This window comes from Bacillus sp. KS1 (assembly GCF_020075515.1).
Lineage (GTDB): Bacteria > Bacillota > Bacilli > Bacillales > Bacillaceae > Bacillus > Bacillus velezensis.
In genome coordinates this window covers 288,142-311,829 of record NZ_JACAWW010000019.1, presented here as the reverse complement: position 1 = coordinate 311,829, position 23,688 = coordinate 288,142, and the positions used below count along the sequence as shown (strand labels likewise).

Genomic DNA, 23,688 nt, shown 5'->3' with positions numbered 1-23,688 from the left:
GATTTTGATTTTCAAGAAACAAACTGCTGATCTTTACTGTTTCACTTTTCTTTTGACAGAAAGGTGAAGTTCTTCAAGCTGGGCGTCGCTCACTTCGCCGGGCGCTTCCGTAAGAAGGCAGCTTGCGCTTGCCGTTTTCGGGAAAGCGATCGTATCTCTTAAGTTTGTCCGGCCTGCAAGAAGCATAACCAAACGGTCTAAGCCGAGCGCGATTCCGCCGTGCGGAGGTGCGCCGTATTCAAAGGCTTCGAGAAGGTATCCGAACTCCTCCTCCGCTTCTTCTTTCGTAAAGCCGAGAAGCCCGAACATTTTTTCCTGAACGTCTTTTTCAAAAATACGGATTGAGCCTCCGCCGAGTTCATAGCCGTTTAAGACAAGGTCGTAAGCCTGCGCTTTCATATCTTCAGGCGCCGTTTCAATCAGGTCAAGATCTTCACGGACAGGCATTGTAAACGGGTGGTGAGCCGCATAGAAACGGCCTTCTTCCTCGTCATGCTCCAGTAACGGCCAGTCCACAACCCACAGGAAGTTGAAGAGGCTTTCGTCAATCAGGCCGCGTTCTTTGCCGAGCTTTAAGCGAAGCGCGCCGAGGGATTGAGCCACAACCTCAAACTTATCAGCCCCGAACAGGAGCAGATCGCCTTCAGAAGCATCAAGCGCTTCAGCCAGTTTTGCCTGCTTCTCTTCATCAAAGAATTTCGCAATCGGGCCTTTTACGCCGTCAGCTTCAACTTTCACCCAAGCGAGACCTTTCGCGCCGTAATTTCCGGCAAAAACGCCGAGCGCGTCGATATCTTTTCTGGAATAGTCGCCGGCAGCGCCTTTGACATTGATCGCTTTTACAACGCCGCCGTTTGCCACGGCTGATGAGAACACCTTAAATTCAGTATCTTTCACTATGTCTGACACGTCCGTCAGCAGCATGCCGAAGCGGGTGTCGGGCTTGTCGGAACCGTAGCTGTTCATCGCTTCTTCATATGTCATTCGCGGAAGCGGAAGCGGTACTTCAACACCTTTTGTTTCAAGCATGACTTTCGCCATCATCTCTTCCGCCAGAGACATGATGTCTTCTTGACTCATAAAGGACATTTCAATATCAATCTGCGTAAATTCCGGCTGGCGGTCGGCACGCAAGTCTTCATCGCGGAAGCAGCGGGCCACTTGATAATACCGTTCAAAGCCCGACACCATCAGAAGCTGTTTAAAAATCTGCGGCGATTGCGGAAGGGCGTAAAATTCTCCTTCATGCACCCGGCTCGGCACTAAGTAATCACGGGCGCCTTCGGGAGAGCTTTTTGTTAAAATCGGTGTTTCAATATCAAGAAATCCGTTTTCATCCAAGAAATGGCGGATGGATTTTGTGACTTGATGGCGCATTTGCAATGTTTGAAACATCGCCGGGCGGCGCAAATCCAAATAGCGGTGTTTTAACCGGACGTCTTCAGAAACGTCAGCCGCCTGGTCACTGATCGGAAACGGAGGCGTTTTCGCCGTACTGAGCACCGTCACCGCTTCAGCTTTGATTTCAATTTTACCGGTTTTCAGGTTGGGATTCACCGTGCCTTCTTCACGGGCAGAAACCGTGCCTTCGATATCAAGCACATATTCGTTTCTGATTGCTTCCGCTGCGGCAAGGGCTTCCTTCGATACGTCAGGGTTGAACACGACTTGCACAATACCCGAGCGGTCACGCAAATCAATGAAAATCAAGCCGCCGAGATCGCGCCGCTTCTGCACCCACCCTTTCAGTTTGACGGTTTCGCCAATCGCTTTTTCAGTTATCTCGCCACAATAATATGTTCTTCCAAACATAGCGTTCCTCTCCTTCACTGCTTTTGATCTGCCTTTAACACTTGTATCAGCTCGTCTAACACCACTTCACGCTGCTCTCCTGTTTCCGCATCTTTTACATTGATTTTATTCTGGGCAAGCTCATCTTCCCCTAAAATCGCAATAAAACGTGCGCCGAGACGGTCAGCCGTTTTGAATTGGCCCTTCATCTTTTTATTTTCATAATCGATTTCACTTGAGATGCCCGCTTCTCTCAGTTTGTACACGAGGGAAACGGAATAATCCTTCGCTTTTTCTCCGAGCGTCACGATGTAGCAGTCAATCCCCTGATTGACGGGAAGCTCTGTTTTCTCAGCGTCAATGGCTGCGAGCAGACGTTCGATGCTCATCGCAAATCCGATACCAGGCGCTTCAGGTCCGCCGATCTGTTCAACAAGCCCGTCATAGCGGCCCCCGCCGGCAAGTGTTGTAATCGCGCCGAATCCTTCGGCATTGCTCATAATTTCAAAAGCGGTATGGTTATAATAATCAAGCCCTCTGACAAGGTTCGGATCTATTTCGAATGGGATGCCGAGATCGTTTAAGTATTGTTTTACTTTCTCAAAATAAGCGGCTGATTCTTCATTTAAGTAATCAAGAATGGACGGAGCCGTTTTCATCAGTTCATGCTCTCTGTCTTTCTTGCAGTCAAGAATTCTGAGCGGGTTTGTGTGCAGGCGCGACTGGCAGTCTGAGCAAAATTCTCCGATGCGCGGTTCAAAATGTTTGACGAGCGCTTCCCGGTAGAATTTGCGGCTCTCCTGGTCACCAAGGCTGTTCAGCACAAGCTTGACATGTTTCAAACCGGCTTTACGGTAAATACTCATCGCAAGCGCAATGACTTCTGCATCCACGGCCGGATCTTTGGAGCCGATCGCTTCAATTCCGAATTGATAGAATTGGCGGAAACGCCCCGTCTGCGGACGTTCGTAACGGAACATCGGTCCGACATAATAAAGCTTCGTCGGCTGCACCGGGTTCGCAAATAATTTATTTTCATTGAAGGCGCGGACTGCGGCGGCTGTTCCTTCCGGCCGAAGCGTCAGGCTTCTCCCTTTACGGTCTTCAAACGTGTACATTTCTTTCTGCACGATATCTGTAGACTCACCGACGCCTCTTGCGAACAATTCCGTATGTTCGAAGATCGGCGTGCGGATTTCTTTATATTGATAAGTGCGGCACGTCTCCCTCATAATTTGTTCGACGAACTGCCATCTGTCTGATTCACCCGGCAGTATGTCCTGTGTGCCTCTTGGAATGTGATATGCCATGTTACAGGCCTCCTTAATGTCTTTCTTCAAATAAAAAAACTCCCGCTCCTACTATACATGTATAGTAGGGACGAGAGTTATACCCGTGGTGCCACCCTAGTTGGAATGCCGAAGCATCCCCGCTCTGACCTTTAACGCAGGTTCACGTCCGCTGCCTAATGACTTGCAAAAGCGTTCAGCAGGGAACCTCCGGAGTGTTGTTTCGAGAAAGATGCAGTGCGGATCCGCTTTCAGCCCGGGGCGGTTCCTCTCTTCTCCATGCATTCTGACCTACTCTTCTCCATTATCGGTTCAAAATCGTTATCATGACTTATGTACATCAATTTCTATTATAATAATGGGATTGCACTCCCCTGTCAAGTTTTATTCCGTCTGTTTTTCCTTGCGACCGCTTCTTTCGATAAGAGACCGAACTCCGTCGCCGTCTCTTCAAGAAAACCCGCCTTTTCTCTGTCGCTCTGATCACTGAAGTGCAGATTTCCTTCCGCATCGTGCAGCGCGCGTCCCATTTTTGGTTGATATTTCATGATTTGCACACCTTTTCGCTGTATTTATGACTAGTATAAACAAACCATTTTATTTTTATTTAACATTCAGCAAGGAAAATACGATATTATACAAGAATGTATTTTAGTTAGTTCAGAAAGGAGGACAGCCATGAAGAAGAGAACTCTTGCTCTTATTTTATGCGGCGTCATCATCACAGCGCTTCTTCCGTCATTCCACACCGCAATCGCCGCAGAGGGAGAAGCGGTCATCGCGACAGACAAGATCAATGTCAGAGGCGGTCCCGGCCTGAGCTATGGAATTAAGGCTGAAGTAAAAAAAGGGGAAAGATACCCGATCGCTAAAGAAGAGGGAGACTGGGTGCAGCTTCAGCTGAGCCCCGGTAAAACCGGATGGGTCGTTTCCTGGCTGATATCAAAAACAGCCGGGGGGGCAGACAATTCATCCGCAACAAGCGGAACGGTCACTTCTACCGATCCTGACCTCCGCATCAGAAAAGGCCCGGGGACATCATATAAAGTCATCGGAAAACTTCCGCAAGGCGCACATGCATCCGTGCTGGACAAGAACAGCGGATGGGTGAACATTTCTTATCAAGGCACAACCGGATGGGTTTCTTCCGAATACGTCACCGCGGACAGCGGCGGATCGGATACGAAAGCAACTTCGGCCCGGAGCGGGTCAAAAAACGGGACGGTCGGCGTTTCTTCATTGAATGTCAGAAGTGCAGCATCACATGATTCAGCGATTATGACTAAATTATCACGCGGAACAAAGGTTTCCATCTTAAGTGAAGACCACGGCTGGCTGAAAATTGAAGCAAACGGGCAAAAAGGCTGGGCAGCAAGCCACTACATCATAAAGGATTCTGACTCATCGGACAGCGCATCCGGCTCGGGAGACGGTTCTGCGGGCTCAGGCTCCTCGAAAAAAGCGTATATTGTTTACGGCGGCACCAACTTAAGGAGCTCGGCCTCGACTTCCGCTTCTATCGTAAAAAGAGCAGATAAAGGCGCAGCCTACCCGATTGTCGGCTCAAGCGGCAAATGGTATGAAGTCCGGCTTGAAAACGGACAAACCGCATATGTGGCAAACTGGGTCGTACAAACGTCAAAAAGCGGTGAGGAAACAGGTGAAGCACCTTCTCCCAACACGTCAGGCGGCAGCGGCTCACTTAAAAACAAAACGATCGTCGTTGATCCCGGACACGGAGGAAAAGACAGCGGAACGATCGGCTACTCCGGAAAATTTGAAAAAAACGTAACGATTAAAACCGCTAAGCTGCTGGCCCAAAAATTGCGGGCATCCGGTGCAAACGTGTATATCACCAGACAGGATGATACTTTTATCAGCCTGCAGGCCAGGGTTTCAACCTCTCATTACCGGAATGCGGATGCCTTTATCAGCATTCACTATGACAGCTATGCCGATACGTCAACACGGGGAAGCACGGCTTATTATTACAGTCCGTCTAAGGATCGCCAGCTTGCCTCAGACGTCCATTCTGAAGTAGTGAAGCGTTCCCCTATCCCGGATCGCGGCGTTCTGTTTGGCGATTATTATGTCCTGAGGGAAAATAAACGGCCTGCCATGCTGTATGAGCTCGGCTATCTCAGCCAACCGCAAGAAGAAACAATCATACATAGCGGCTCTTATCAGGAAAAAGTGACAGACGGAATTGAAAGCGGATTGGAACATTATTTTCAATCATAAAAAAAAGCTGCCGAACGGCAGCTTTTTTATTGTTTAGAATCCATAATCAATGTAATCGGCCCGGAATTCGTCAGCTGAACATCCATCATGGCTCCGAATATTCCGGTTTCCACTTTGACTCCTTTTTCCCGAAGGAGTTCGTTCCACTTTTCATAAAGGAGCACTGCCTGATCCGGTTTAGCCGCATTCATAAAATTCGGGCGTCTCCCTTTCTTCGTTTCGCCGTAAAGCGTAAACTGGGAAACGGATAAAATCTCCCCGCCCGTATCCAAAAGCGATAAATTCATCTTGCCGCTTTCATCATCAAAAATCCGGAGATTCACGATTTTATCCGCCAAGTAAGCGGCATCTTCTTCTGTATCTTCATGAGTGATGCCGACAAGCGCCATAATGCCGGGTCCGATCCGGCCGGCGACAGCGCCGTCAACAGTCACACTTGCTTCTGTTACACGCTGAACAACTAATTTCATAGCAAGCTCCTTTTAGTTCATTACCCGCCGGACTGAATAGATGTCTCTGATCTGCTTAATCCGCTCGACCACTTTATGCAGATGATTGATGTTTTGAATAAAAATCGCCATATGAATCGTAGCGACTTTATTGCGGTCGGATTTGCCGGAGACAGAGGAGATGTTGGTTTTCGTCTCATTTACGGCTTGGAGCACCTCATTTAAAAGCCCGAGACGGTCATACCCCAAAATCTCAATCTCAACGTTATATTCCTTGCGTCTTTGAACCTGTGATTCATGCTCCCATTCAACGGGGATCAGACGTTCCTGCGCTTCATTCGTTTTGACGTTCGGACAGTCATCCCGGTGAACGGATACACCGCGCCCTTTTGTAATAAAACCGACAATATGGTCGCCAGGCACCGGGTTGCAGCATTTCGACAAGCGGACGAGAAGGTTGTCAATGCCTTTTACGCGCACACCCGCTTCCCGTTTTCTCCCTTGCGGATAATGTTTCGGCTCGGAAGTGACTTCCTGAACGATTTTTTCCTGCTCTTCCTGGTCACGCAGCTTCCGTTCTTTTTCAGTGAGCCTGTTGGCCACCTGAAGAGCAGTAATGCCGTTATACCCGACCGCTGCGTACATATCCTCTTCATTTGAGAAATTGAACTTGTCGGCAACTTTTTGAAGATTTTCGAGTGTTAAAACATCTTTCACTTCAAAATCAAGATTTTTAATTTCTTTCTCGACAAGCTCACGGCCTTTTTCGACGTTTTCTTCACGGCGCTGTTTCTTAAAGAATTGGCGGATTTTGTGTTTCGCCTGGGACGTCTGCGCCAGTTTGACCCAGTCTTGGCTCGGACCGTATGAATGCTTGGACGTCAGAATCTCGACGATGTCGCCCGTCCGGAGCTTATGGTCAAGCGTCACCATTTTTCCGTTCACTTTCGCCCCGATTGTTTTGTTTCCGATCTCCGAGTGGATCCTGTAGGAAAAATCAATCGGCACAGAGCCTGACGGCAGTTCAATGACATCGCCTTTTGGCGTAAATACGTATACCATGTCAGAAAACAGATCGATTTTCAGCGATTCCATAAATTCTTCCGCATCGGTAGACTCGTTTTGGAATTCCAGAATTTCACGGAACCAGGACAGTTTTTTCTCAAATGTCGCTTCTTCGTTTGCAGCCTTGCCTTCTTTATATGCCCAGTGTGCGGCCACCCCGTATTCAGCGATCTCATGCATCTCAAACGTTCTGATCTGCACTTCCAGCGGATCGCCTTTAGGCCCGATTACGGTCGTATGCAGCGACTGATACATATTCGGCTTAGGCATCGCAATATAATCTTTGAATCTGCCCGGCATCGGCTTCCAGCACGTATGAATAATGCCGAGTACGGCGTAGCAGTCTTTAATGCTTCCGACAAGAATACGGACGGCGAGCAGATCATATATTTCATTGAACTGTTTATTTTGCAGCGCCATCTTGCGGTAAATGCTGTAGATGTGCTTCGGACGTCCTGAAAAGTCCGCTTTGATATTCACTTCTTCGACGCGTTTTTTCACTTCATTGACAACCTCTTCGACATAAAGTTCGCGTTCCGCGCGCTTTTTCTTCATGAGGTTGACGATTCTGTAATATTGCTGAGGATTCAAATAACGGAGAGCGGTGTCTTCCAGCTCCCATTTGATTTTAGAAATCCCGAGCCGATGGGCCAGCGGAGCGAAAATTTCCAGCGTTTCGTTTGAAATTCTCCGCTGCTTTTCCTGCGGAAGATGCTTTAACGTCCGCATATTGTGAAGGCGATCCGCCAGCTTGATCAATATGACTCTGATATCCTGAGCCATAGCGACAAACATTTTTCGATGGTTTTCCGCCTGCTGCTCCTCTTGAGATTTATACTTAATTTTACCGAGCTTCGTCACGCCGTCGACAAGCATCGCCACTTCTTCAGAAAATGCTTCCTTCAGGTCGTCGAGGGTGACATCCGTGTCCTCTACCACGTCATGCAGAAATCCGCCCGCAATTGTGGAAGGGTCCATTTCCAGATCGACGAGGATCCCCGCCACCTGAATCGGATGAATGATGTACGGCTCACCTGATTTGCGGTACTGTTCGCGATGCGCGTTTTGCGCATACAGGTAAGCTTTCTCAACAAACGCAATCTGCTCCTCCGGCAGATAAGTGCGCGCTTTATCTATTACTTGCTCGGCAGTCAATACTTGTTCGTTCGCCATGGAATCACCTTTTTTAAATGTAAACTGTATTAGTTTATTATCAAGAAAAAAACGAGAGATGTAAAGGGCAGAAGTTCAAAACACCTAAAGAATCTGTCAGGATGATGAAATAATAGGAAAAAAGCACCCTGACACGAGTGCTTTTTTCCATATGCGGTTAATATTTCATTAATGTTAAAATATCGTAATCGTCAAGCTTGTCTCTGCCGTCAAGGTAAGAAAGCTCGATTAAGAACGCAATACCGGCTACGACGCCGCCCAGTTCTTCGACTAGCTTAATCGTTGCTTCGATCGTGCCGCCTGTTGCAAGCAAGTCATCAGTAATCAGCACGCGCTGTCCCGGCAGAATCGCATCTTTATGAATTGTCAGTACGTCTTTTCCGTACTCCAAACCGTAATCGACTTTAATGACCTCACGCGGAAGTTTTCCTTCTTTCCGAACCGGCGCAAAGCCGACTCCGAGAGCGTATGCAACCGGACAGCCGATAATAAAGCCGCGCGCTTCAGGCCCGACAACTAAATCAATTTCTTTTTCTTTTGCATATTCAACAATTTGGTCAGTGGCGTAACGGTATACGTCGCCTTTGTCCATCAATGTCGTAATATCTTTAAATTGTACGCCTTCTTTCGGGTAATCGGGCACAATTGTTACGTATTTTTTAAGATCCATCTGTTCTATGTCCTCCTCGTACTTTCATAAGCTTCTGAACCTTGGTTCATCAGCTTATTCAGCCATTCCTTCAGCTCATGGGCTGCGGAATAATTGAGCTTCTGGTCTAATTCCATCAGCTGCTGTTTTACCTGATAGGTTTGCGAATCTGCCAGGTCGCGTTTTTTCGCGCCGCTCACGACAGACAGCACACCATCTTCTATTTTAACAAAACCGAGATCAAAAAACACCTTTGTCATGAAATTGATTGTGTCAATTGACCATCCTCTGTGTCTCGCAAGCTCTGAACCATGCTCGCCGAAGTCAAAAGCGCCCCTTTTCAAGAGAAATGCGTAAAACCACTTGAAATCATTCCGCGATGGAAATGAGGACAGGAAATGTTCTTCATGATTGATAAAAACAAAATAAATCCGTTCCGGCTTCTTTCCGTCAAGCAAATGCTGCAGGCGATCCGCTGACGGCGGCACATCCAGAAAAACGGCATATTTTCCGTCAAGCTGGAGAGCTTCCGCCTCGGATTCCGAAGTGATCCCGGCAAGCTCGCCCGACAGCTCTTTTTCACGGAGCTTCTGTGCGGTTTTTTCGTTAAAGCTGATGAGCACCCGTTTTTCCTTCGGCAGCGCGGTGACCGTGTCTTCCCACGTCCGCTTGCCCCTGATATCAAAAAGCTGCCATTCCGGCACCGCAGCATCTTTAATCATCAGCTGGGGCTTCTTTCTGTTGTTCCATTCATTAATGGACATCTCGCCGACAATGGAAATCGTTGATCCGGGGACAACTCCGGCTTCAAGCTCTCCTTTGTTAAAGCCGACGCAGTCAAGGACGGCGGAATCACTTTTCACCGTCATTTTCACGTGATTTTTATTCGCTCCGATCAGGCGCACATCATCAAGCACGGCATTTTTCACCATCACATGCGGTTTAGGGTTAAGCATGCCGAACGGCGACAGCATATTCAATTCTGTAATGCTTTCAACGGTTATGTCTTCAACGCCGCAGACAAGATCAACCTCCTGAACGGGAATAAAATCCTCTTCCGTAAGGGTTTCTTCAGCCATTTGATTCAGCCTGTCCCTTAATTCCGCCACATCTTCAGCCTTCAACGTCATTCCTGCCGCCATCGGATGCCCGCCGAAATGAGGAAGAATGTCTCTGCACTGTGAAAGGCTCGTAAAAAGGTTGAAGCCTCTGATGCTTCGCGCCGACCCTTTAGCGATTCCCTGCTCCTCATCTATCCCAAGCACAACAGCGGGCCGGTAAAAACGTTCAGCCAGCTTCGATGCGACAATACCGACGACTCCCGGATTCCAGCCGGCTTTTGCCACTACAATGGCAGACGGGTTTCCGCCTTGCTGCTGAACCATTTCAACAGCCTCTTCGGTCATGGTTTTCACCATTTTCTGCCGCTCTTTATTCAGCCGGTCAATATCCGAAGCCAGTTCCTCCGCTTCAAACTGATCTTCAGTCATCAGCAGGTGCACGGCGGGATCGGCCTGTTCTATTCTTCCGACGGCATTGAGCCTCGGCGCGACCTGAAATCCGATCGTTTCCTCATCAGCTTGTCCGATATCTCCGCCGGAAAGCTTAATCAGAGCTTTGAGGCCCGGCCGATTTGTCGTCCGAAGCCTTTCGATCCCGAGTGACGCAATTAATCTGTTTTCATCATGAAGAGGCACCAGATCTGCAACCGTACCGATTGCCGCCAAGTCCAGCATAGCTTCCGGCAAAGAACCCGTAAGCGCGTGGGCAAGCTTAAACGCCACACCGACGCCGGCCAATTCTTTAAACGGATAGCCGCATCCCGGCTGCTTCGGGTGGATAATCGCAAATACGTCAGGAAGCTCGGGTCCCGGCTCATGGTGGTCGGTAATAATGACGTCTAAGCCCAGCTCTTTTGCGACTTCAGCTTCATGGACGGCGGCGATTCCCGTATCCACTGTAATGATCAGCGAAAATCCCCGCTCTTTTATGGAGCGGAAAGCTTGTTCATTCGGGCCGTAGCCTTCTGTGAAACGGTCGGGAATATAAAAGTCAACGTCCGCCGACAGCTGTCTGAGTGCCGTCAGCATCACCGACGTGCTTGTAACGCCGTCTGCATCGTAATCTCCGTAAATCATAATCGGTTCCCCTTGAGAAACCGCCAGTTTTATCCGATCAACTGCTTCCCGCATTCCCTTTAATTCATACGGGTCATAAAAGTCTACATCCTTTGTATGTAAAAACAGCCTTGCGCTTTCGGCAGTATCAAAACCTCTTTTTACAAGCAGTGATGCCACAAGAGGTGTTATGTCCAATTGTTCTGTGAGTGATTTGACTTTTTCCTGATCCGGCTGCTGGATTTCCCAGCGCATTTTTGACGCTAACATAAATTCACCCCTCAACCACCCTATTATACTAGAGCGGACTGAGGGGTTTCAAATGTTATTCTGATCCTTTTTTCTCTTCAAGCATTTCTTCCGGCGGCGCGGCTGTTTTTTGGCCGTCCGAATCAGCCGTCAATTCACCTGCGGATCTGTTTTCTTTCCGCAGCATTTTAATTTCGCGCTTCAGTTTCATCACTTGAAAGATACCGGCTGAAAACACGATCAGCGCTCCCATTAACACAGAGCCTAAAATGACTAAAATCAGCGGCCATTCAGCGGTTCCGAACAGATAATCAACCTCAACCGCCCGCACGTTAATGACAGCAAAGATGGCGACAATCAAAGTAAATAGTAAAGCGAATATAATAGTCCATTGTTTATTCATGCGTCTGCCCCCAATTGTTCATTCTTATCTTTTCCCCCATTTTCCCGGGAGTAAACCCCGGTCTCAGGAAATCCGGGCCGTTAACTGCTCACGGACCAGCTTTTTCAGTCCGCTTCTTTCTCCCGATATGACGAGGGTGTCCCCCGCTTCAATTACGGTATCAATGCCGGGGCTCAGCTGTTTTTGCCGGTTTTTCTTTACGATCGCAATAATCTGGACGTTGTAATGTTTCTTGGTCTCCAAATCTCCGATTGTACGGCTGACAGCCGGTGCATGAGATTCGGCCTTAAACCACTCAATGACGAGGTCATCAAGCACAACTTCCACAGATTCCAGCGCTTTCGGCTTATACGTCATCCCGCCTAAAATAGCGGAAATCTGCCTCGCCTCTTCGTCGTTAAATTCAACGGATGCCAAGCATTCATCATGATCATTCTCATCGAAGTAATAGAGCTCTTTTCTGCCGTCATCATGAAGAATAATACTGATTTTATCGTGATTTTTCGTAATGACTTCTACTTTCTGGCCGATGCCCGGAAGCTCCGACTCACGAACGTTCATAAGAACCCTCCTACATGTTTTTACAATGATGATTGATTATGTAAGCGTATGTCATTATAGCAAATGCAGGTTTTAAGTTCAATGCGGCCTGAAAAAACAGGCTGCCTTCTGCAAGACAGCCTGTTCCCATTTTACTCTTCGATTGATTTTTTCCCTTTAAATTCTTTACCTTTCCATACAAGCCACAGCTGCGCGGCGATGTAAAGAGAGGAATAAACGCCCGTCAATAAACCGACCAATAAGGCGACGGAGAAGTTTGTAATTGACGATGAGCCCAAAATGAGCAGCACGACGACAACAATCACAACGGTCAAGACCGTATTGATCGAACGTGTAAAGGTTTGCTGCAAGCTCAGATTCACGATATGTTCCAGATCGGCAAATGACTTCGGCTTACGTTTTTTCATCTGCTCACGTATCCGGTCAAATGTAACGATCGTATCATTTATCGAGTAACCGATTATGGTGAGAATAGCGGCGATAAAGGTGACATCGACCTCCAGCCTGGTAATGCTGAAAAACGCGATGATAAAGAAAGCGTCATACAGCAGGGATACAATTGCGGCGACAGCCATTCTGTACTCGAAACGGATTGACACGTAAATAATGATGCCGATTGATGCAATGGCGACAGCATATAAAGCATTACGGGCCAGTTCTTTTCCGACTGTCGGCGATACCGTGCTGACGTTCGGTTCAGCTCCGTATTTGTCCTTAAAGTACGTTTTGATTTCAGCGATTTTTTCTTTAGATGGCTCTCCGACAAACCGGGCCGCGGCAACATGGTTCTCTTTACCAGAAAGCACGATGTTTTCCGGCTCCATGCCGAGAGAGTCAAAGTCTTTTTCAACCTGCTGCGCCGTCAATGCATGATTGCTCTGCACGTCAATCCGCGCACCGCTTGCAAAATCGATTCCCAGGTTGAGCTTAAAGACCAGTAAGATGATAATTCCCGCAATGGTTACAGCGCTTGAGAAAATAAAGAAATATTTTCGCTTGCTCGTGAAATTCCATTTCTGGAATGACGTATGCGGTTCAGTATTTTCGTCGGTCTTTTGAATGTCCATAATATGTTTTTTCTTGACGCCGAACCAGCCTTTTTTCCGGTCAAGCCATCTGCTTTCCACGAGAAGGGAGAGCAGGAATCTTGAAAGGAAGACAGCTGTAATAAAGCTTGTCAGAATTGACAGAATCAGCATCGTCGCAAACCCTTTTACAGAGCTTGTCCCGAAAATAAAGAGCACGACCGCTGCGATGATCGTTGTGATGTTCGCATCGAAAATCGTCGCGAATGACCGTCTGTTCCCTGAACGGAAAGCTGAGCGGACGGATTTCCCGAGTTTGAGTTCTTCTTTTATCCGTTCATAGGTGATGATGTTTGCGTCTACCGCCATCCCGACACCCAAAATGAGCGCCGCAATACCCGGAAGCGTCAGCACCGCCTGCATCCAGTCGAACACTTGAAGCGTAATATATACGTATACAGAAAGCGTAATTACCGCAATGAGTCCAGGCAGTCTGTAATAAAGCAGCATAAATAAGAAAACAATTGCAATACCGATGATGCCGGCCTCTACCGTATCATGCAAAGCCTGCTGTCCGAATTGCGCCCCTACTGAAGTAGAGTATTTTTCGGTCAGTTTCACAGGCAGCGCGCCCGCGTTTAAAATATTGGCCAAGTCCTTCGCTTTTTGAACGGTAAACTGGCCTTCAATCGTGACATCCTTCGTATTTAGTTCCTGGCTCACATTCGGAGCGGATACATATTTCGGATGTTTTTTGCCGACTTCTTTTTTAAATGAATCGCCTTTTTCGTAATCAAGCCAGATCACAAGCTGATTATTAGGCGCCATTTTCTTGACTTTTTTCGTCACTTCTCCGAACTTATCCGCATCCTTCAGCTTAACGCTGACAATCGGTTCGTTCGTCGTCGGATCAAAGGTTTGCTTCGCGCCGTTTTCCACGAGATCAGAGCCGTTTAACAGCTCTTTATCATTCGTATCCCTGAACGAGAGCTGCGCTTCCGTTGACAGAATTTCGCGCGCCCTGTTCTGATTCGTGACGCCCGCCAGCTGTACGCGGATGCGGTTATTTCCTTCAATCTGAATGTTCGGCTCGCTTACGCCGAGAACGTTAGCCCGGCGGTTCAGCGCCTGCACCGTGCTGACGAGCACGTCTTTTGTGATTTTATCGCCTTTTTTGACGGGCTGCACATCGTACAGAACTTCAAACCCGCCGCGTAAATCCAATCCTAACGTAATATTATTGGCAGCCGGTTTTGTAAAATACCCCAGCCCTGTGCCGATCAATAATACGATCAGGAAAAACGCAATCAAGCGTCCTTTTTTCATTATGTATTTCCTCCTTAAACCTATGCCGTCAAATCATTATCTCAGCAGTTCATCTAAAGCTTCCTGACCCTCATCGCTTTCCAGCCAATTAGACGACTTAAAAGCTTCGACGGTTGCATAGTTCATAAAATCGCCAATTTTAACTGATAAAATATTGCCGGCCAATTCATACAGCGGCAGTTCCTTTTTCTGTTTCCACTTTTTATGTATTAAGTATGACCATAAACTCTCGTGCTCAACATCATCGTATCCGAGGATTTTGAACTCTTCAAGTTTACTGTACAAGAAAGGCCGCAAATGATCTTTGTACATTTCGGCGGGATGTTTCTCCACTGGGCGCTCGCTCCTTTTTCATTTTTCTCGAAGACTTGTCATGCTCGGACGACATCGGCGCATATCTTTATTGTATATGATTCCAGGTAGTTTGAGAAGGCAGGGGTTTATAAAATGGCAAAACAGACTTTTTTAAGGGGCACTCTTATTCTCATCGCAGCCGGGATGATTACGAGAATGCTCGGCTTTGTCAACCGGGTGGTTATCGCCCGGTTTATCGGTGAAGAAGGGGTCGGTTTATACATGATGGCTGCCCCGACATTTTTCTTGGCCACCACTTTGACTCAATTCGGCCTCCCCGTTGCCATCAGCAAACTTGTCGCTGAAGCAAGCGCGCGGGGGGACCGGCAGAAAATGAAACACATTTTAGTGATGTCGCTTACCGTCACCGGGATATTAAGTCTCATCTTCACGCCGCTGTTTTTATGCTTTGCGCCGATTATGTCCGAAACGATGCTGACGGATCAGCGCACGGTTTACCCGCTTCTGGCGATTACGCCCGTCGTGCCGATTATCGCGATCTCCAGCGTGCTGCGCGGTTACTTTCAGGGAAGGCAGAATATGAACCCGCTGGCGTTTTCCCAAGTGCTTGAGCAGATCGTGCGGATTTCCCTTGTCGCAGTCTGCACGACGGTGTTTCTGCCGTACGGGATTGAATATGCCGCAGCCGGAGCCATGATTTCGTCTGTCATCGGGGAGCTTGCCTCTCTTATTTATTTATTCATTTGTTTTAAAGCAAATAAAACAATCAGAATCAGAAAACAATTTTTCAAGTCGATTGCAAATGGAAAAGAAACCTTCCGCCAGCTGATGAGCGTGTCGCTCCCGACAACCGGAAGCCGCTTCATCGGAAATTTATCTTGGTTTTTTGAACCTATTGTCGTCGCGCAGAGCCTTGCGATTGCAGGAGTGGCCACCGCTGCCGCCACCAGCCAGTACGGGGAGCTGACCGGATTTGCCATGACGGTTTTGACGCTGCCCAGCTTTATAACCTATTCTCTGTCAACGGCGCTTGTTCCTGCGATCAGTGAAGGGATGGAGCAAAAAAAGCTGCAAGTTGTCGAATATCGTCTGGAACAGGCGATGAGGCTATGTCTTTTAAGCGGAGGCATTTCGGTGGTTATTTTATTCTCTTTCGCTGATGAACTGATGTCCGTCATGTACGGATCAACTAATGCGGCGGTATTTGTTAAAGTGATGGCGCCGTTTTTTCTGCTTTACTATTTTCAGGGGCCCCTTCAGGCGGTGCTGCAGGCTCTCAATTTAGCCGGGGCCGCCATGATGAACAGTTTTATCGGCGCCGCTGTCAAAACTGGCCTAATTTTTGTTTTGGCGACCAGGCCTTCCTTGGGCATCATGGGCGCCGCACTTGCGATTGTAACAGGGATGGTCCTTGTCACCCTGCTGCATGCGGCCACCGTAAGCAAGGTGCTTCCGATCAGCATTAAAATAAAAGAATACGCGCTCTGTTTTGCCGTCATATTCATTTGCGGTTATGTCAGCCGCATCATCAAACACGCCGTTCATTTTTCAGGGTCAGAGGCTGTTAATCTCACAGGCTGGATTGCAATGACCGCGATTTTGTACATAGCGCTTCTTCTGTTATTCAGGCTGATTAAAAGGGAGGAGCTGATCCGGATTCCGGTCATCGGCAAGTTCGTGACGCGGTAAAACCGATTTATGGCTCCCCTTTTTCATCTTTAAGATCAATAAAAAAAGCGCCGTCCGTAAACGTGCAGAATGATATAACCGAAAGATCGCGATATCCTCTTTTTGCTAAATTTTTTTCTAGCCAGTGTTTATCTTTCCCGATTCTGTCCAGATGCTCGTTCTGAATGACCCCGTCAACGATAAGCGATGTTTCCATCTGCTTATCCTTATTGTTTTTCTTTTTGACGATCGACAGTTTGCCTGAAGATTCCAAAATGGCGTATGACACGTCAGAGATTCTATCGATGTTATTTTCCCTCAGCTGCATAAGAAGATCGTCAAAATTGTAGCGCTGCGATCTCATCGCCCGTTCATCAATTTTTCCCTGTTTTATAATAATGGTGGGTTTTCCGTCAAGCAGCTGCCGTATTTTTTGGCTTTTGAGCGAAATAAAAGCAAGGCTTACTTGAATAATCATTAAAACGACAATCGGCACAATTGTATGCAAAAGCTTATCTTTTACATTTTCAATTGCCAATACGGCAATCTCGGCAATCATAATGGAGACGACAAGGTCTAAAATGCTCAGTTCTCCGATTTCCCGTTTTCCCATCAGTCTGAAAATCACAAGAATGATAAAATAAAGCACAATCGTACGAAACGTAATAACGAAAATATCTTCCATATCGCACCTCCAACGGTCATAGCATTCGCCATCGGCTCTGAATTATGTAAGAAACGGGCTGAACATCATGCATTTACGTCTAATTCGAACATTCAGAGAATACATTTAGAAAAAGACGGGCTCCGGCTTGTCATATATCAGGCCGCAGAGCGGAGAGGAGATAAAAATGGAAGAAACGAAACAAGTGGGAAGAGGCGTCTTGTATGGCTTAGTGGCTATCTTTGCGGTGATGCTTCTTACGAGTTTGGCGATTTCGCTTTTACTGACGGTTACCTCAATGGAAGAATCATCTTTCAGCTGGCTGATCACCGCGCTTTCCTTTCTTTCTTTATTTGCGGGCGGTTTTATATCGGGCGGCAAAGCGAAGGAAAAAGGCTGGATGATCGGGGCTTTAACCGCCGTCTGTTTTTCATTAATCATCTTGCTGTTTCAATATTTAGGGTTCGGAAAAACGTTTACATCCGGTCAGCTTTTGTTTCATCTCGGCTTTTTGGGAGTCAGCATGCTGGGCGGCATTTTCGGAGTGAATTTGAAAGGAAGCAGATCAGCGTAATAAAAAAAGAGCGGAGAATCCGCTCTTTTTTTTGTATGTATGAGCTTCGCTGTTATTCAGCGGAAGCTTCTCTGATTGCGCGGCGGTCAAATGTTAAACGGGTGTTATCACCTGTTTTAATGACGACCTTGCTTTCATCAATTGAATCAACAGTGCCGTGCAATCCTCCGATTGTCACCACTGTATCCCCTTTTTTCAGCTCTTCCTGCATCTGGCGTACGGCCTTCTGCTGCTTTTGCTGCGGACGGATGAGCAGGAAATAAAGCACTGCAAACATTAAAATAATAGGAACGATTGTACCTAAAGTACCCATCTGTTTCCCTCCTCTCATGAATGGTTTTATTTAGAAGCTTTTCGCATTTGGCTTATTATAGCCGTAACGCTCAAAGAACTCTTCTCGGAAATCACCAAGACGATCCTCCCGGATAGCTTGTCTGACCTGCTCCATTAAGTGTAACAGAAAATGAAGGTTATGGTAAGTTGTTAATCGAATTCCAAACGTTTCATTACAGCGGATCAAATGTCTGATGTAAGCGCGGGAGTAATTTTGGCATGTATGGCAGCTGCACTCTTCGTCAATCGGACGGAAATCACGCTCATATTTGGCGTTTTTCATATTCAGACGCCCTTCATTCGTAAACACCGTGCCGTTTCGGGCAATCCGGGTCGGCAGTACGCAGTCAAACATATCTACGCCGCGGATGGCGCCGTCAATTAAGGCATCCGGTGAACCCACACCCATTAAATATCTCGGCTTGTCCTTCGGTAAAAGCGGAGTTGTAAACTCAAGCACTCGGTTCATGACGTGCTTCGGTTCGCCGACAGATAATCCGCCTATGGCATAACCCGGAAAATCAAGCGAAACCAAGTCTTTTGCACTTTGTGTCCGCAGGTCTTCGTATTCTCCGCCCTGTACGATTCCGAACAGCCCCTGCTCATCTGAGCGCCCGTGCGCCTCCAGGCAGCGTTCCGCCCAGCGGCTGGTCCGTTCAACAGAGCGTTTCATGTAATCATACTCTGCCGGATACGGCGGACACTCATCAAACGCCATCATGATATCAGAGCCGAGGGCGTTTTGAATTTCCATCGCTTTTTCCGGAGATAAAAACAGCTTGTCTCCGTTTAAGTGATTGCGGAAATGAACGCCTTCTTCTTCTATATTACGAAACTTGCTCAATGAAAAGACCTGAAAACCGCCGGAATCCGTTAAAATCGCGCGGTCCCAGTTCATAAACTTATGAAGCCCGCCCGCTTCTTTTACAATGTCGTGTCCCGGGCGGAGCCATAAATGGTACGTATTGCTTAAAATAATGCCCGCATCCATAGATTTCAGCTCGTCCGGAGACATCGTCTTTACCGTAGCAAGCGTGCCGACCGGCATAAATACAGGCGTCTCAAAGGAGCCGTGGGGCGTATGGACTCTGCCCAGGCGCGCTCCCGTTTGTTTGCATTCCTTTATAAATTCATAACGTATCGGTTGTTCAGCCACTTTGTATGAGGCCTCCTGTCATTCAAATTAGATAATCAGCATGGCGTCGCCAAAGCTGAAGAAACGATATTCCTCTTCTACCGCATGACGGTAGGCGGAAAGAACATGCTCTCTGCCGGCAAGCGCAGAAACGAGCATAATAAGGGAAGATTTCGGCAGATGAAAATTGGTGATCATGCCGTCAATCGCCTTAAATTCATATCCCGGATAAATGAAGATGGACGTCCAGCCGCTTGAAGCGGTAAATACGCCGTCATGCTCGCCGGCAATGGTTTCCAGGGTGCGCGTTGATGTCGTCCCGACCGACACAATGCGCCCTCCCGCCTTTCTGACCTCGTTTAAAGAGGCGGCGGTTTCTTCCGTCATTTCATAAAATTCCGCGTGCATGTTATGCTCTTCCACATCATCCGCACTGACCGGGCGGAATGTGCCGAGTCCCACATGAAGTGTGATAAATTCAATCCGCACACCTTTTTGCTTCAGCTCGTCCAGAATCTCTTCCGTAAAATGCAGCCCGGCCGTCGGAGCTGCGGCAGATCCGATTTCTTTTGAAAAGACGGTCTGATACCGTTCTTTATCATCAAGCTGCTCTTTAATATAAGGAGGCAGCGGCATTTCACCGAGTGATTCAAGCACTTCGTAAAAAATCCCGTCATACCGGAATTCTATTTTTCTGCCTCCGTGATCAAGCTCCTCCGTGCAGACCGCTGTCAGCCGGCCGTCGCCAAATGTCAGGACCGTTCCTTTTTTTACGCGTTTCGCCGGCTTTACGAGCGTTTCCCATGTATCATTTTCTTCCTGTTTTAATAACAGAAGCTCCACTTTCGCTCCCGTATCTTCTTTTGTGCCGAATAATCTTGCAGGCAGCACACGGGTATTGTTCAAGACGAGGCAATCCCCTTCATTAAAAAAGCTTACAATCTCTTTAAATGAACTGTCCGTCAGCCCGCCCGTCTGTTTGTCGAGCACCATCAGCCGCGATGCGTCACGCTCTTTCAGCGGCACTTGGGCAATGAGGCGTTCAGGCAGTTCAAAATCAAATAAATCGACTTTCATCATTTCACCTTAATTCTGTCTATTGTTATTTCATTCTGCCGAAAAAATTAAGCAGAATGGATAGTATCACACTGATCACAATACAAGTGACAACGGGAAAGAAAAACGTAACATTTCCCTTCTTAACGAAAATATCTCCGGGCAGCCTTCCGACAAAGTGCCAGACTACGCCGGCAATAAGCAAAACGGCACCGAGAACCATGAGAACCTTCGGAAAGTCAGTCACGGGCGGGCGCCTCCAATCGAAAATGTTCATACACAGCGGGAGTCACTACCCGTCCCCTCGGCGTCCTCTGGAGAAATCCGATCTGCAGCAGATACGGTTCGTACACATCTTCTATTGTATGCGGTTCTTCGCCGATTGTCGCGGAAATCGTATCAAGGCCGACGGGACCGCCGCTGAATTTTTCGATCATGCCCATCAGCAGCTTATGGTCGATATGATCGAGGCCGAGCGCATCGACTTGAAGACGTTCGAGCGCATCGTGAGCGATTTCTTCCGTGATGCGGCTGTCGCCGAGCACCTGGGCAAAATCTCTCACCCTTCTGAGAAGCCGGTTTGCAACCCGCGGCGTACCCCTTGACCGTCTGGCGATTTCCAGAGCCGGAGCTTCTTCGATATCCACTTCAAAAACGTCAGCCGTTCTTGACACGATATCTGTCAGCTCTTCCTGCGTATAGTATTCAAGGCGCGACAGCACCCCGAACCGGTCTCTGAGCGGTGCGGTCAATAATCCGACCCTTGTCGTCGCTCCTACAAGCGTAAAAGGGGGAAGGTCGAGACGGACGGAGCGGGCGGACGGGCCTTTTCCAATGACGATATCAAGGCAGAAATCCTCCATCGCCGGGTACAGCACTTCCTCAATTGAGCGGTTCAGCCTGTGAATTTCGTCAATAAACAGCACATCCCCTGGTTCGAGCGCCGTCAAAATGGCTGCCAAATCTCCGGGTCTTTCGATGGCAGGACCTGACGTCGTCCGCATCTCCACACCCATCTCATTGGCCACGATAGACGCAAGCGTTGTTTTCCCGAGACCCGGAGGCCCGTATAAAAGAACGTGGTCCAGCGTTTCCTGCCTCATTTTCGCCGCATCGATAAACACGCGCAGATTTTCTTTCACCTTCTTTTGGCCGATATACTGGGCGAGATTCTGCGGCCTGAGGCTTTGCTCGATTATTGATTCATGGCTGTCTGCTTCACTTGAAACGAGCCGTTCATCCATGAACATCACCTTACTTTAATAATTTTTGCAATGCTTTTTTCACATATTGATCTGTTGAAAGCGACGTTTCCTCTTTTAAGTGAGGAAGCACTTTTTTAATTTCTTTTTCGGCGTAGCCGAGAACCCGGAGCGCTTCAAGCGCCTCGTCAAGCGCCGTTTCAGCCTCTTGTTTTTCAATGCGCGCTTCATGATTGAACAGGTTGTCAATCATTTCAGGCACGACGTCGGCCAGTTTGCCTTTCAAATCAAGAATAATCTGCCGCGCCGTTTTTTTGCCCACACCCGGAAATTTCACCAAAAAGGCTTCATCTTCCTGTTCGATCGCTTCGATGACGGCTCCGGGATCACCGGAACCGAGGATGGCGAGGGCCCCTTTAGGCCCGATGCCGGTGACGTTCAGCAGCTTTGTGAAAAGCGCTTTTTCTTCCCGGGTTGAAAAACCGTACAAAGAAAAGGCGTCTTCTTTTATATGATGATACGTAAAAATGGTCTCTTGATTGCTTACCTTATAAATAAACGGATTCGGAGTGAAGACCTGATAGCCGATTCCGCCGTTTTCAATCACGATGTATTGGGGAGATACATAATCAATCGTCCCCTTCACGAATTCAATCACACCTATTCACCTCTTTGACTGCTTATCATTGTAACACAAAAACAGCCAAAGTCTTATAGAAAAGTTAACGTATGTTCGCTTTGACACCTTCCATTCAGAAAAAAAAAGACATGTGTCACATGTCTTGCGTCAAAGTCAGCCGCTGTAAGTCTTAATATGATCGATCACGCTCTCAAACTCCGCTTTTGTCCTGTACGGTATGCCGTGTTCCAAGTGCTTTTGCAATCGGCTTTCCAGCCTTTCTATATCAATCTGGAAGAAAGACTGAATCGGCTCGGCCAGCGATCCGGGACGGCCGTGAAAAGTGGAGATGACGCCTCCGTCCGTGACACCGATATAACCGTTAACCTTACTGAGCGGGGAAATGTCATCAACATGCTTACGGAAAAGGACGAAGCCTTTTTTCTGCTCAACGAGCGTCCAGCCGGCGTATGCGGCCCAAAAATCCTCCATCGCTAAAACGGTTTCATCCGTATGTTCAATGCCGACATCACCGTCAAGATAGACCTTTTCCAGCTGGACATGCACCCGAAGCGGCCCGTAATGCTCGACCTCAGCCCCGTATGCGCCTTTTCCTCCGCAAATCAGGGCCGCAGCCGATAAGATAAGCATAAACAATAGACGAGCACCGCAAATTCGTTTCACCAATAACACCTCTTTATTCAATCAAACTCTTGATGCTAGTTTGACCAAAGATGCCGGTGCTTAATCGTTTTCTTTCATTTGTCTGTTTCAGGCCGAAAAAAAGCAGCCTCTATATGAGGGCTGCCCCGATTGATTATGCCCGGCCGGCTGAAATCAGTTTCATTTGTCCGGGCGTCAGTTTGAGCCGGTATCCCCTTACGGTCAGATACACAGTTTTTGCTCCGCGGCTTTTGTCATGCTCCGTTTTTTTCATCCCGGCCCCTCCGTTACGTTTTATTACTTTTATGTTAACACCGCAATATAAAGAGCGTTTTAAGAATATGTAAAGAAATGATGAAGCTTTATCCATAAAAATACTGCCGGATGAAATCATCCGGCAGTCCGTTTAACGGCTGTTTCTGTTCATGTCTTGCAGCTTTGTAAAAGTAGCGTTGTCGGTAAACACTTGAATTGTACGGCCGTCCGCGAATTTTTTGGCCGCATGTTTGACATGTTTATCATCATTTTTCGTAAAAGGATGATTTGTTCTGACGGCAATGACGACTCTCGTGTCAGTCACGATGACCTGACTATCCTGTACGCCTTTTACTTTTTTCACGCGGTTTGCAACTTTTGCCGCCAACCTGATGTTTTCGGCGTTGTCATACCCATTATAAGACATTGCTGCCGGCGGCGTATTGACATTTCGGCCGTTATATGTGCCGTCCGTCGTTAACGGAACCCCGTCATTAGGCGCGTACTGGTCGGACACGTTTGTCGTATTATGACGGCCGTTTCGGTTTTCCATCATTTCAGAAACGGGTCCTTGATGGTCCATTCCGTACTGGCCTCTGCCGTTACCATTATCATTCGAATAATATCCGACCGGACGTGTTGACTGATTGTAGCGTCCGTCATTCATGGCATTATTTGCTCCGCATGCCGTTAAGCTTGCCGTCACGGCTAAAACGCCCGCGATCGTCATCAGTTTTTTACCCAATGGAAAAACCCCCCGTGGATTCATCGCTGTTTGAGCGTTTTCCGCTCATGTTTAGGATGTGCGGCGGGCGGCGGGTTTAAGCTTGTCAGTTATGTCCATTCCTCAGTTGGACATAAAAAAA

The 23,688-nt window shown here is 47.8% G+C and carries 24 protein-coding genes and 1 other annotated feature; of the genes, 3 read left to right on the top strand and 21 right to left on the bottom strand.

Annotated elements, in window-relative coordinates; all coding sequences use genetic code 11:
- Nucleotides 1-33: 33 nt before the first annotated feature.
- The 3 genes from aspS to HWY38_RS15210 form a co-directional block, all read right to left on the bottom strand.
- The gene (gene aspS, locus HWY38_RS15220) at nt 34-1,812 is read right to left on the bottom strand and encodes an aspartate--tRNA ligase (protein WP_224182144.1); all 1,779 of its coding nucleotides are present in this window, start codon (nt 1,810-1,812) and stop codon (nt 34-36) included.
- 14 nt (nt 1,813-1,826) lie between these two features.
- Nucleotides 1,827-3,101 (bottom strand): histidine--tRNA ligase, encoded by a 1,275-nt coding sequence (gene hisS / locus HWY38_RS15215; RefSeq protein ID WP_224182143.1) that lies wholly within the window; start codon nt 3,099-3,101, stop codon nt 1,827-1,829.
- 63 nt (nt 3,102-3,164) lie between these two features.
- Nucleotides 3,165-3,397: a binding site (T-box leader), on the bottom strand.
- 60 nt (nt 3,398-3,457) lie between these two features.
- Nucleotides 3,458-3,628, bottom strand: a complete 171-nt coding sequence (locus tag HWY38_RS15210) for a YrzK family protein (RefSeq protein WP_003152722.1) — start codon at nt 3,626-3,628, stop codon at nt 3,458-3,460.
- 130 nt (nt 3,629-3,758) lie between these two features.
- Between HWY38_RS15210 and HWY38_RS15205 the strand changes: the two genes are divergently transcribed.
- Nucleotides 3,759-5,321, top strand: a complete 1,563-nt coding sequence (locus HWY38_RS15205; RefSeq protein ID WP_224182142.1) for an SH3 domain-containing protein — start codon at nt 3,759-3,761, stop codon at nt 5,319-5,321.
- 26 nt (nt 5,322-5,347) lie between these two features.
- On the opposite strand, the gene dtd is transcribed toward HWY38_RS15205, so the two are convergent.
- The 8 genes from dtd to HWY38_RS15165 form a co-directional block, all read right to left on the bottom strand.
- Nucleotides 5,348-5,791, bottom strand: a complete 444-nt coding sequence (gene dtd, locus HWY38_RS15200; RefSeq protein WP_007408194.1) for a D-aminoacyl-tRNA deacylase — start codon at nt 5,789-5,791, stop codon at nt 5,348-5,350.
- A gap of 12 nt (nt 5,792-5,803) precedes the next feature.
- Nucleotides 5,804-8,008, bottom strand: coding sequence for a GTP diphosphokinase (gene relA, locus HWY38_RS15195; protein ID WP_003152716.1), 2,205 nt, complete (start codon nt 8,006-8,008; stop codon nt 5,804-5,806).
- Between the two features lie 157 nt (nt 8,009-8,165).
- The gene (locus HWY38_RS15190) at nt 8,166-8,678 is read right to left on the bottom strand and encodes an adenine phosphoribosyltransferase (protein WP_003152714.1); all 513 of its coding nucleotides are present in this window, start codon (nt 8,676-8,678) and stop codon (nt 8,166-8,168) included.
- Nucleotides 8,679-8,683: 5 nt separating this feature from the next.
- Entirely contained in the window at nt 8,684-11,044 is a 2,361-nt protein-coding gene (gene recJ / locus HWY38_RS15185) for a single-stranded-DNA-specific exonuclease RecJ (protein WP_224182141.1), read from the bottom strand.
- Between the two features lie 55 nt (nt 11,045-11,099).
- Entirely contained in the window at nt 11,100-11,426 is a 327-nt protein-coding gene (locus tag HWY38_RS15180; protein ID WP_014418528.1) for a lipopolysaccharide assembly LapA domain-containing protein, read from the bottom strand.
- A gap of 63 nt (nt 11,427-11,489) precedes the next feature.
- On the bottom strand, nt 11,490-11,987 hold the full coding sequence (locus HWY38_RS15175; RefSeq protein ID WP_224182140.1) for a cation:proton antiporter regulatory subunit: 498 nt from the start codon (nt 11,985-11,987) through the stop codon (nt 11,490-11,492).
- Between the two features lie 131 nt (nt 11,988-12,118).
- Nucleotides 12,119-14,338: a protein translocase subunit SecDF gene (gene secDF, locus HWY38_RS15170; RefSeq protein ID WP_224182139.1), complete on the bottom strand. Its 2,220-nt coding sequence runs from the start codon at nt 14,336-14,338 to the stop codon at nt 12,119-12,121.
- 36 nt (nt 14,339-14,374) lie between these two features.
- Nucleotides 14,375-14,671 (bottom strand): post-transcriptional regulator, encoded by a 297-nt coding sequence (locus HWY38_RS15165; protein ID WP_007612839.1) that lies wholly within the window; start codon nt 14,669-14,671, stop codon nt 14,375-14,377.
- A gap of 114 nt (nt 14,672-14,785) precedes the next feature.
- Between HWY38_RS15165 and spoVB the strand changes: the two genes are divergently transcribed.
- Nucleotides 14,786-16,342: a stage V sporulation protein B gene (gene spoVB / locus HWY38_RS15160; protein ID WP_007408188.1), complete on the top strand. Its 1,557-nt coding sequence runs from the start codon at nt 14,786-14,788 to the stop codon at nt 16,340-16,342.
- A 7-nt stretch (nt 16,343-16,349) separates the two neighbouring features.
- Here the strand turns inward: spoVB and HWY38_RS15155 are convergent, their stop codons facing one another.
- Nucleotides 16,350-17,006, bottom strand: a complete 657-nt coding sequence (locus HWY38_RS15155; RefSeq protein WP_224182138.1) for a DUF421 domain-containing protein — start codon at nt 17,004-17,006, stop codon at nt 16,350-16,352.
- Between the two features lie 166 nt (nt 17,007-17,172).
- Between HWY38_RS15155 and HWY38_RS15150 the strand changes: the two genes are divergently transcribed.
- Nucleotides 17,173-17,559, top strand: a complete 387-nt coding sequence (locus HWY38_RS15150) for a TIGR04086 family membrane protein (RefSeq protein ID WP_003152697.1) — start codon at nt 17,173-17,175, stop codon at nt 17,557-17,559.
- Between the two features lie 52 nt (nt 17,560-17,611).
- On the opposite strand, the gene yajC is transcribed toward HWY38_RS15150, so the two are convergent.
- The 9 genes from yajC to HWY38_RS15110 all read right to left on the bottom strand — a co-directional run bounded on the left by yajC (nt 17,612) and on the right by HWY38_RS15110 (nt 23,567).
- Nucleotides 17,612-17,872: a preprotein translocase subunit YajC gene (gene yajC / locus HWY38_RS15145; protein ID WP_007408187.1), complete on the bottom strand. Its 261-nt coding sequence runs from the start codon at nt 17,870-17,872 to the stop codon at nt 17,612-17,614.
- A gap of 30 nt (nt 17,873-17,902) precedes the next feature.
- Nucleotides 17,903-19,048, bottom strand: a complete 1,146-nt coding sequence (tgt, locus tag HWY38_RS15140; RefSeq protein WP_014305500.1) for a tRNA guanosine(34) transglycosylase Tgt — start codon at nt 19,046-19,048, stop codon at nt 17,903-17,905.
- A gap of 27 nt (nt 19,049-19,075) precedes the next feature.
- Nucleotides 19,076-20,104, bottom strand: a complete 1,029-nt coding sequence (gene queA, locus HWY38_RS15135) for a tRNA preQ1(34) S-adenosylmethionine ribosyltransferase-isomerase QueA (RefSeq protein ID WP_003152692.1) — start codon at nt 20,102-20,104, stop codon at nt 19,076-19,078.
- Between the two features lie 25 nt (nt 20,105-20,129).
- Complete coding sequence (locus HWY38_RS15130) at nt 20,130-20,330, bottom strand: DUF2905 domain-containing protein (RefSeq protein WP_224182137.1); 201 nt, start codon at nt 20,328-20,330, stop codon at nt 20,130-20,132.
- Nucleotides 20,323-21,327, bottom strand: a complete 1,005-nt coding sequence (ruvB, locus tag HWY38_RS15125) for a Holliday junction branch migration DNA helicase RuvB (RefSeq protein WP_003152685.1) — start codon at nt 21,325-21,327, stop codon at nt 20,323-20,325. The genes HWY38_RS15130 and ruvB overlap by 8 nt, the downstream gene beginning before the upstream one ends.
- Nucleotides 21,328-21,337: 10 nt before the next feature.
- Entirely contained in the window at nt 21,338-21,943 is a 606-nt protein-coding gene (gene ruvA, locus HWY38_RS15120) for a Holliday junction branch migration protein RuvA (RefSeq protein WP_007612848.1), read from the bottom strand.
- Between the two features lie 135 nt (nt 21,944-22,078).
- Complete coding sequence (locus HWY38_RS15115) at nt 22,079-22,588, bottom strand: intercompartmental signaling factor BofC (protein WP_007408184.1); 510 nt, start codon at nt 22,586-22,588, stop codon at nt 22,079-22,081.
- Between the two features lie 133 nt (nt 22,589-22,721).
- Nucleotides 22,722-22,841 (bottom strand): hypothetical protein, encoded by a 120-nt coding sequence (locus HWY38_RS19290; RefSeq protein WP_007612850.1) that lies wholly within the window; start codon nt 22,839-22,841, stop codon nt 22,722-22,724.
- 132 nt (nt 22,842-22,973) lie between these two features.
- Nucleotides 22,974-23,567, bottom strand: coding sequence for a YhcN/YlaJ family sporulation lipoprotein (locus HWY38_RS15110; protein WP_014721606.1), 594 nt, complete (start codon nt 23,565-23,567; stop codon nt 22,974-22,976).
- Nucleotides 23,568-23,688 lie beyond the last annotated feature (121 nt).

What these genes read in the sequence shown, in the direction of transcription:
- aspS (WP_224182144.1), bottom strand. Translation starts at nt 1,812, where the DNA reads ATGTTTGGAAGAACATATTATTGTGGCGAGATAACTGAAAAAGCGATT.
- hisS (WP_224182143.1), bottom strand. Translation starts at nt 3,101, where the DNA reads ATGGCATATCACATTCCAAGAGGCACACAGGACATACTGCCGGGTGAA.
- HWY38_RS15210 (WP_003152722.1), bottom strand. Translation starts at nt 3,628, where the DNA reads ATGAAATATCAACCAAAAATGGGACGCGCGCTGCACGATGCGGAAGGA.
- HWY38_RS15205 (WP_224182142.1), top strand. Translation starts at nt 3,759, where the DNA reads ATGAAGAAGAGAACTCTTGCTCTTATTTTATGCGGCGTCATCATCACA.
- dtd (WP_007408194.1), bottom strand. Translation starts at nt 5,791, where the DNA reads ATGAAATTAGTTGTTCAGCGTGTAACAGAAGCAAGTGTGACTGTTGAC.
- relA (WP_003152716.1), bottom strand. Translation starts at nt 8,008, where the DNA reads ATGGCGAACGAACAAGTATTGACTGCCGAGCAAGTAATAGATAAAGCG.
- HWY38_RS15190 (WP_003152714.1), bottom strand. Translation starts at nt 8,678, where the DNA reads ATGGATCTTAAAAAATACGTAACAATTGTGCCCGATTACCCGAAAGAA.
- recJ (WP_224182141.1), bottom strand. Translation starts at nt 11,044, where the DNA reads ATGTTAGCGTCAAAAATGCGCTGGGAAATCCAGCAGCCGGATCAGGAA.
- HWY38_RS15180 (WP_014418528.1), bottom strand. Translation starts at nt 11,426, where the DNA reads ATGAATAAACAATGGACTATTATATTCGCTTTACTATTTACTTTGATT.
- HWY38_RS15175 (WP_224182140.1), bottom strand. Translation starts at nt 11,987, where the DNA reads ATGAACGTTCGTGAGTCGGAGCTTCCGGGCATCGGCCAGAAAGTAGAA.
- secDF (WP_224182139.1), bottom strand. Translation starts at nt 14,338, where the DNA reads ATGAAAAAAGGACGCTTGATTGCGTTTTTCCTGATCGTATTATTGATC.
- spoVB (WP_007408188.1), top strand. Translation starts at nt 14,786, where the DNA reads ATGGCAAAACAGACTTTTTTAAGGGGCACTCTTATTCTCATCGCAGCC.
- HWY38_RS15155 (WP_224182138.1), bottom strand. Translation starts at nt 17,006, where the DNA reads ATGGAAGATATTTTCGTTATTACGTTTCGTACGATTGTGCTTTATTTT.
- HWY38_RS15150 (WP_003152697.1), top strand. Translation starts at nt 17,173, where the DNA reads ATGGAAGAAACGAAACAAGTGGGAAGAGGCGTCTTGTATGGCTTAGTG.
- yajC (WP_007408187.1), bottom strand. Translation starts at nt 17,872, where the DNA reads ATGGGTACTTTAGGTACAATCGTTCCTATTATTTTAATGTTTGCAGTG.
- queA (WP_003152692.1), bottom strand. Translation starts at nt 20,104, where the DNA reads ATGAAAGTCGATTTATTTGATTTTGAACTGCCTGAACGCCTCATTGCC.
- ruvB (WP_003152685.1), bottom strand. Translation starts at nt 21,327, where the DNA reads ATGGATGAACGGCTCGTTTCAAGTGAAGCAGACAGCCATGAATCAATA.
- HWY38_RS19290 (WP_007612850.1), bottom strand. Translation starts at nt 22,841, where the DNA reads ATGAAAAAAACGGAGCATGACAAAAGCCGCGGAGCAAAAACTGTGTAT.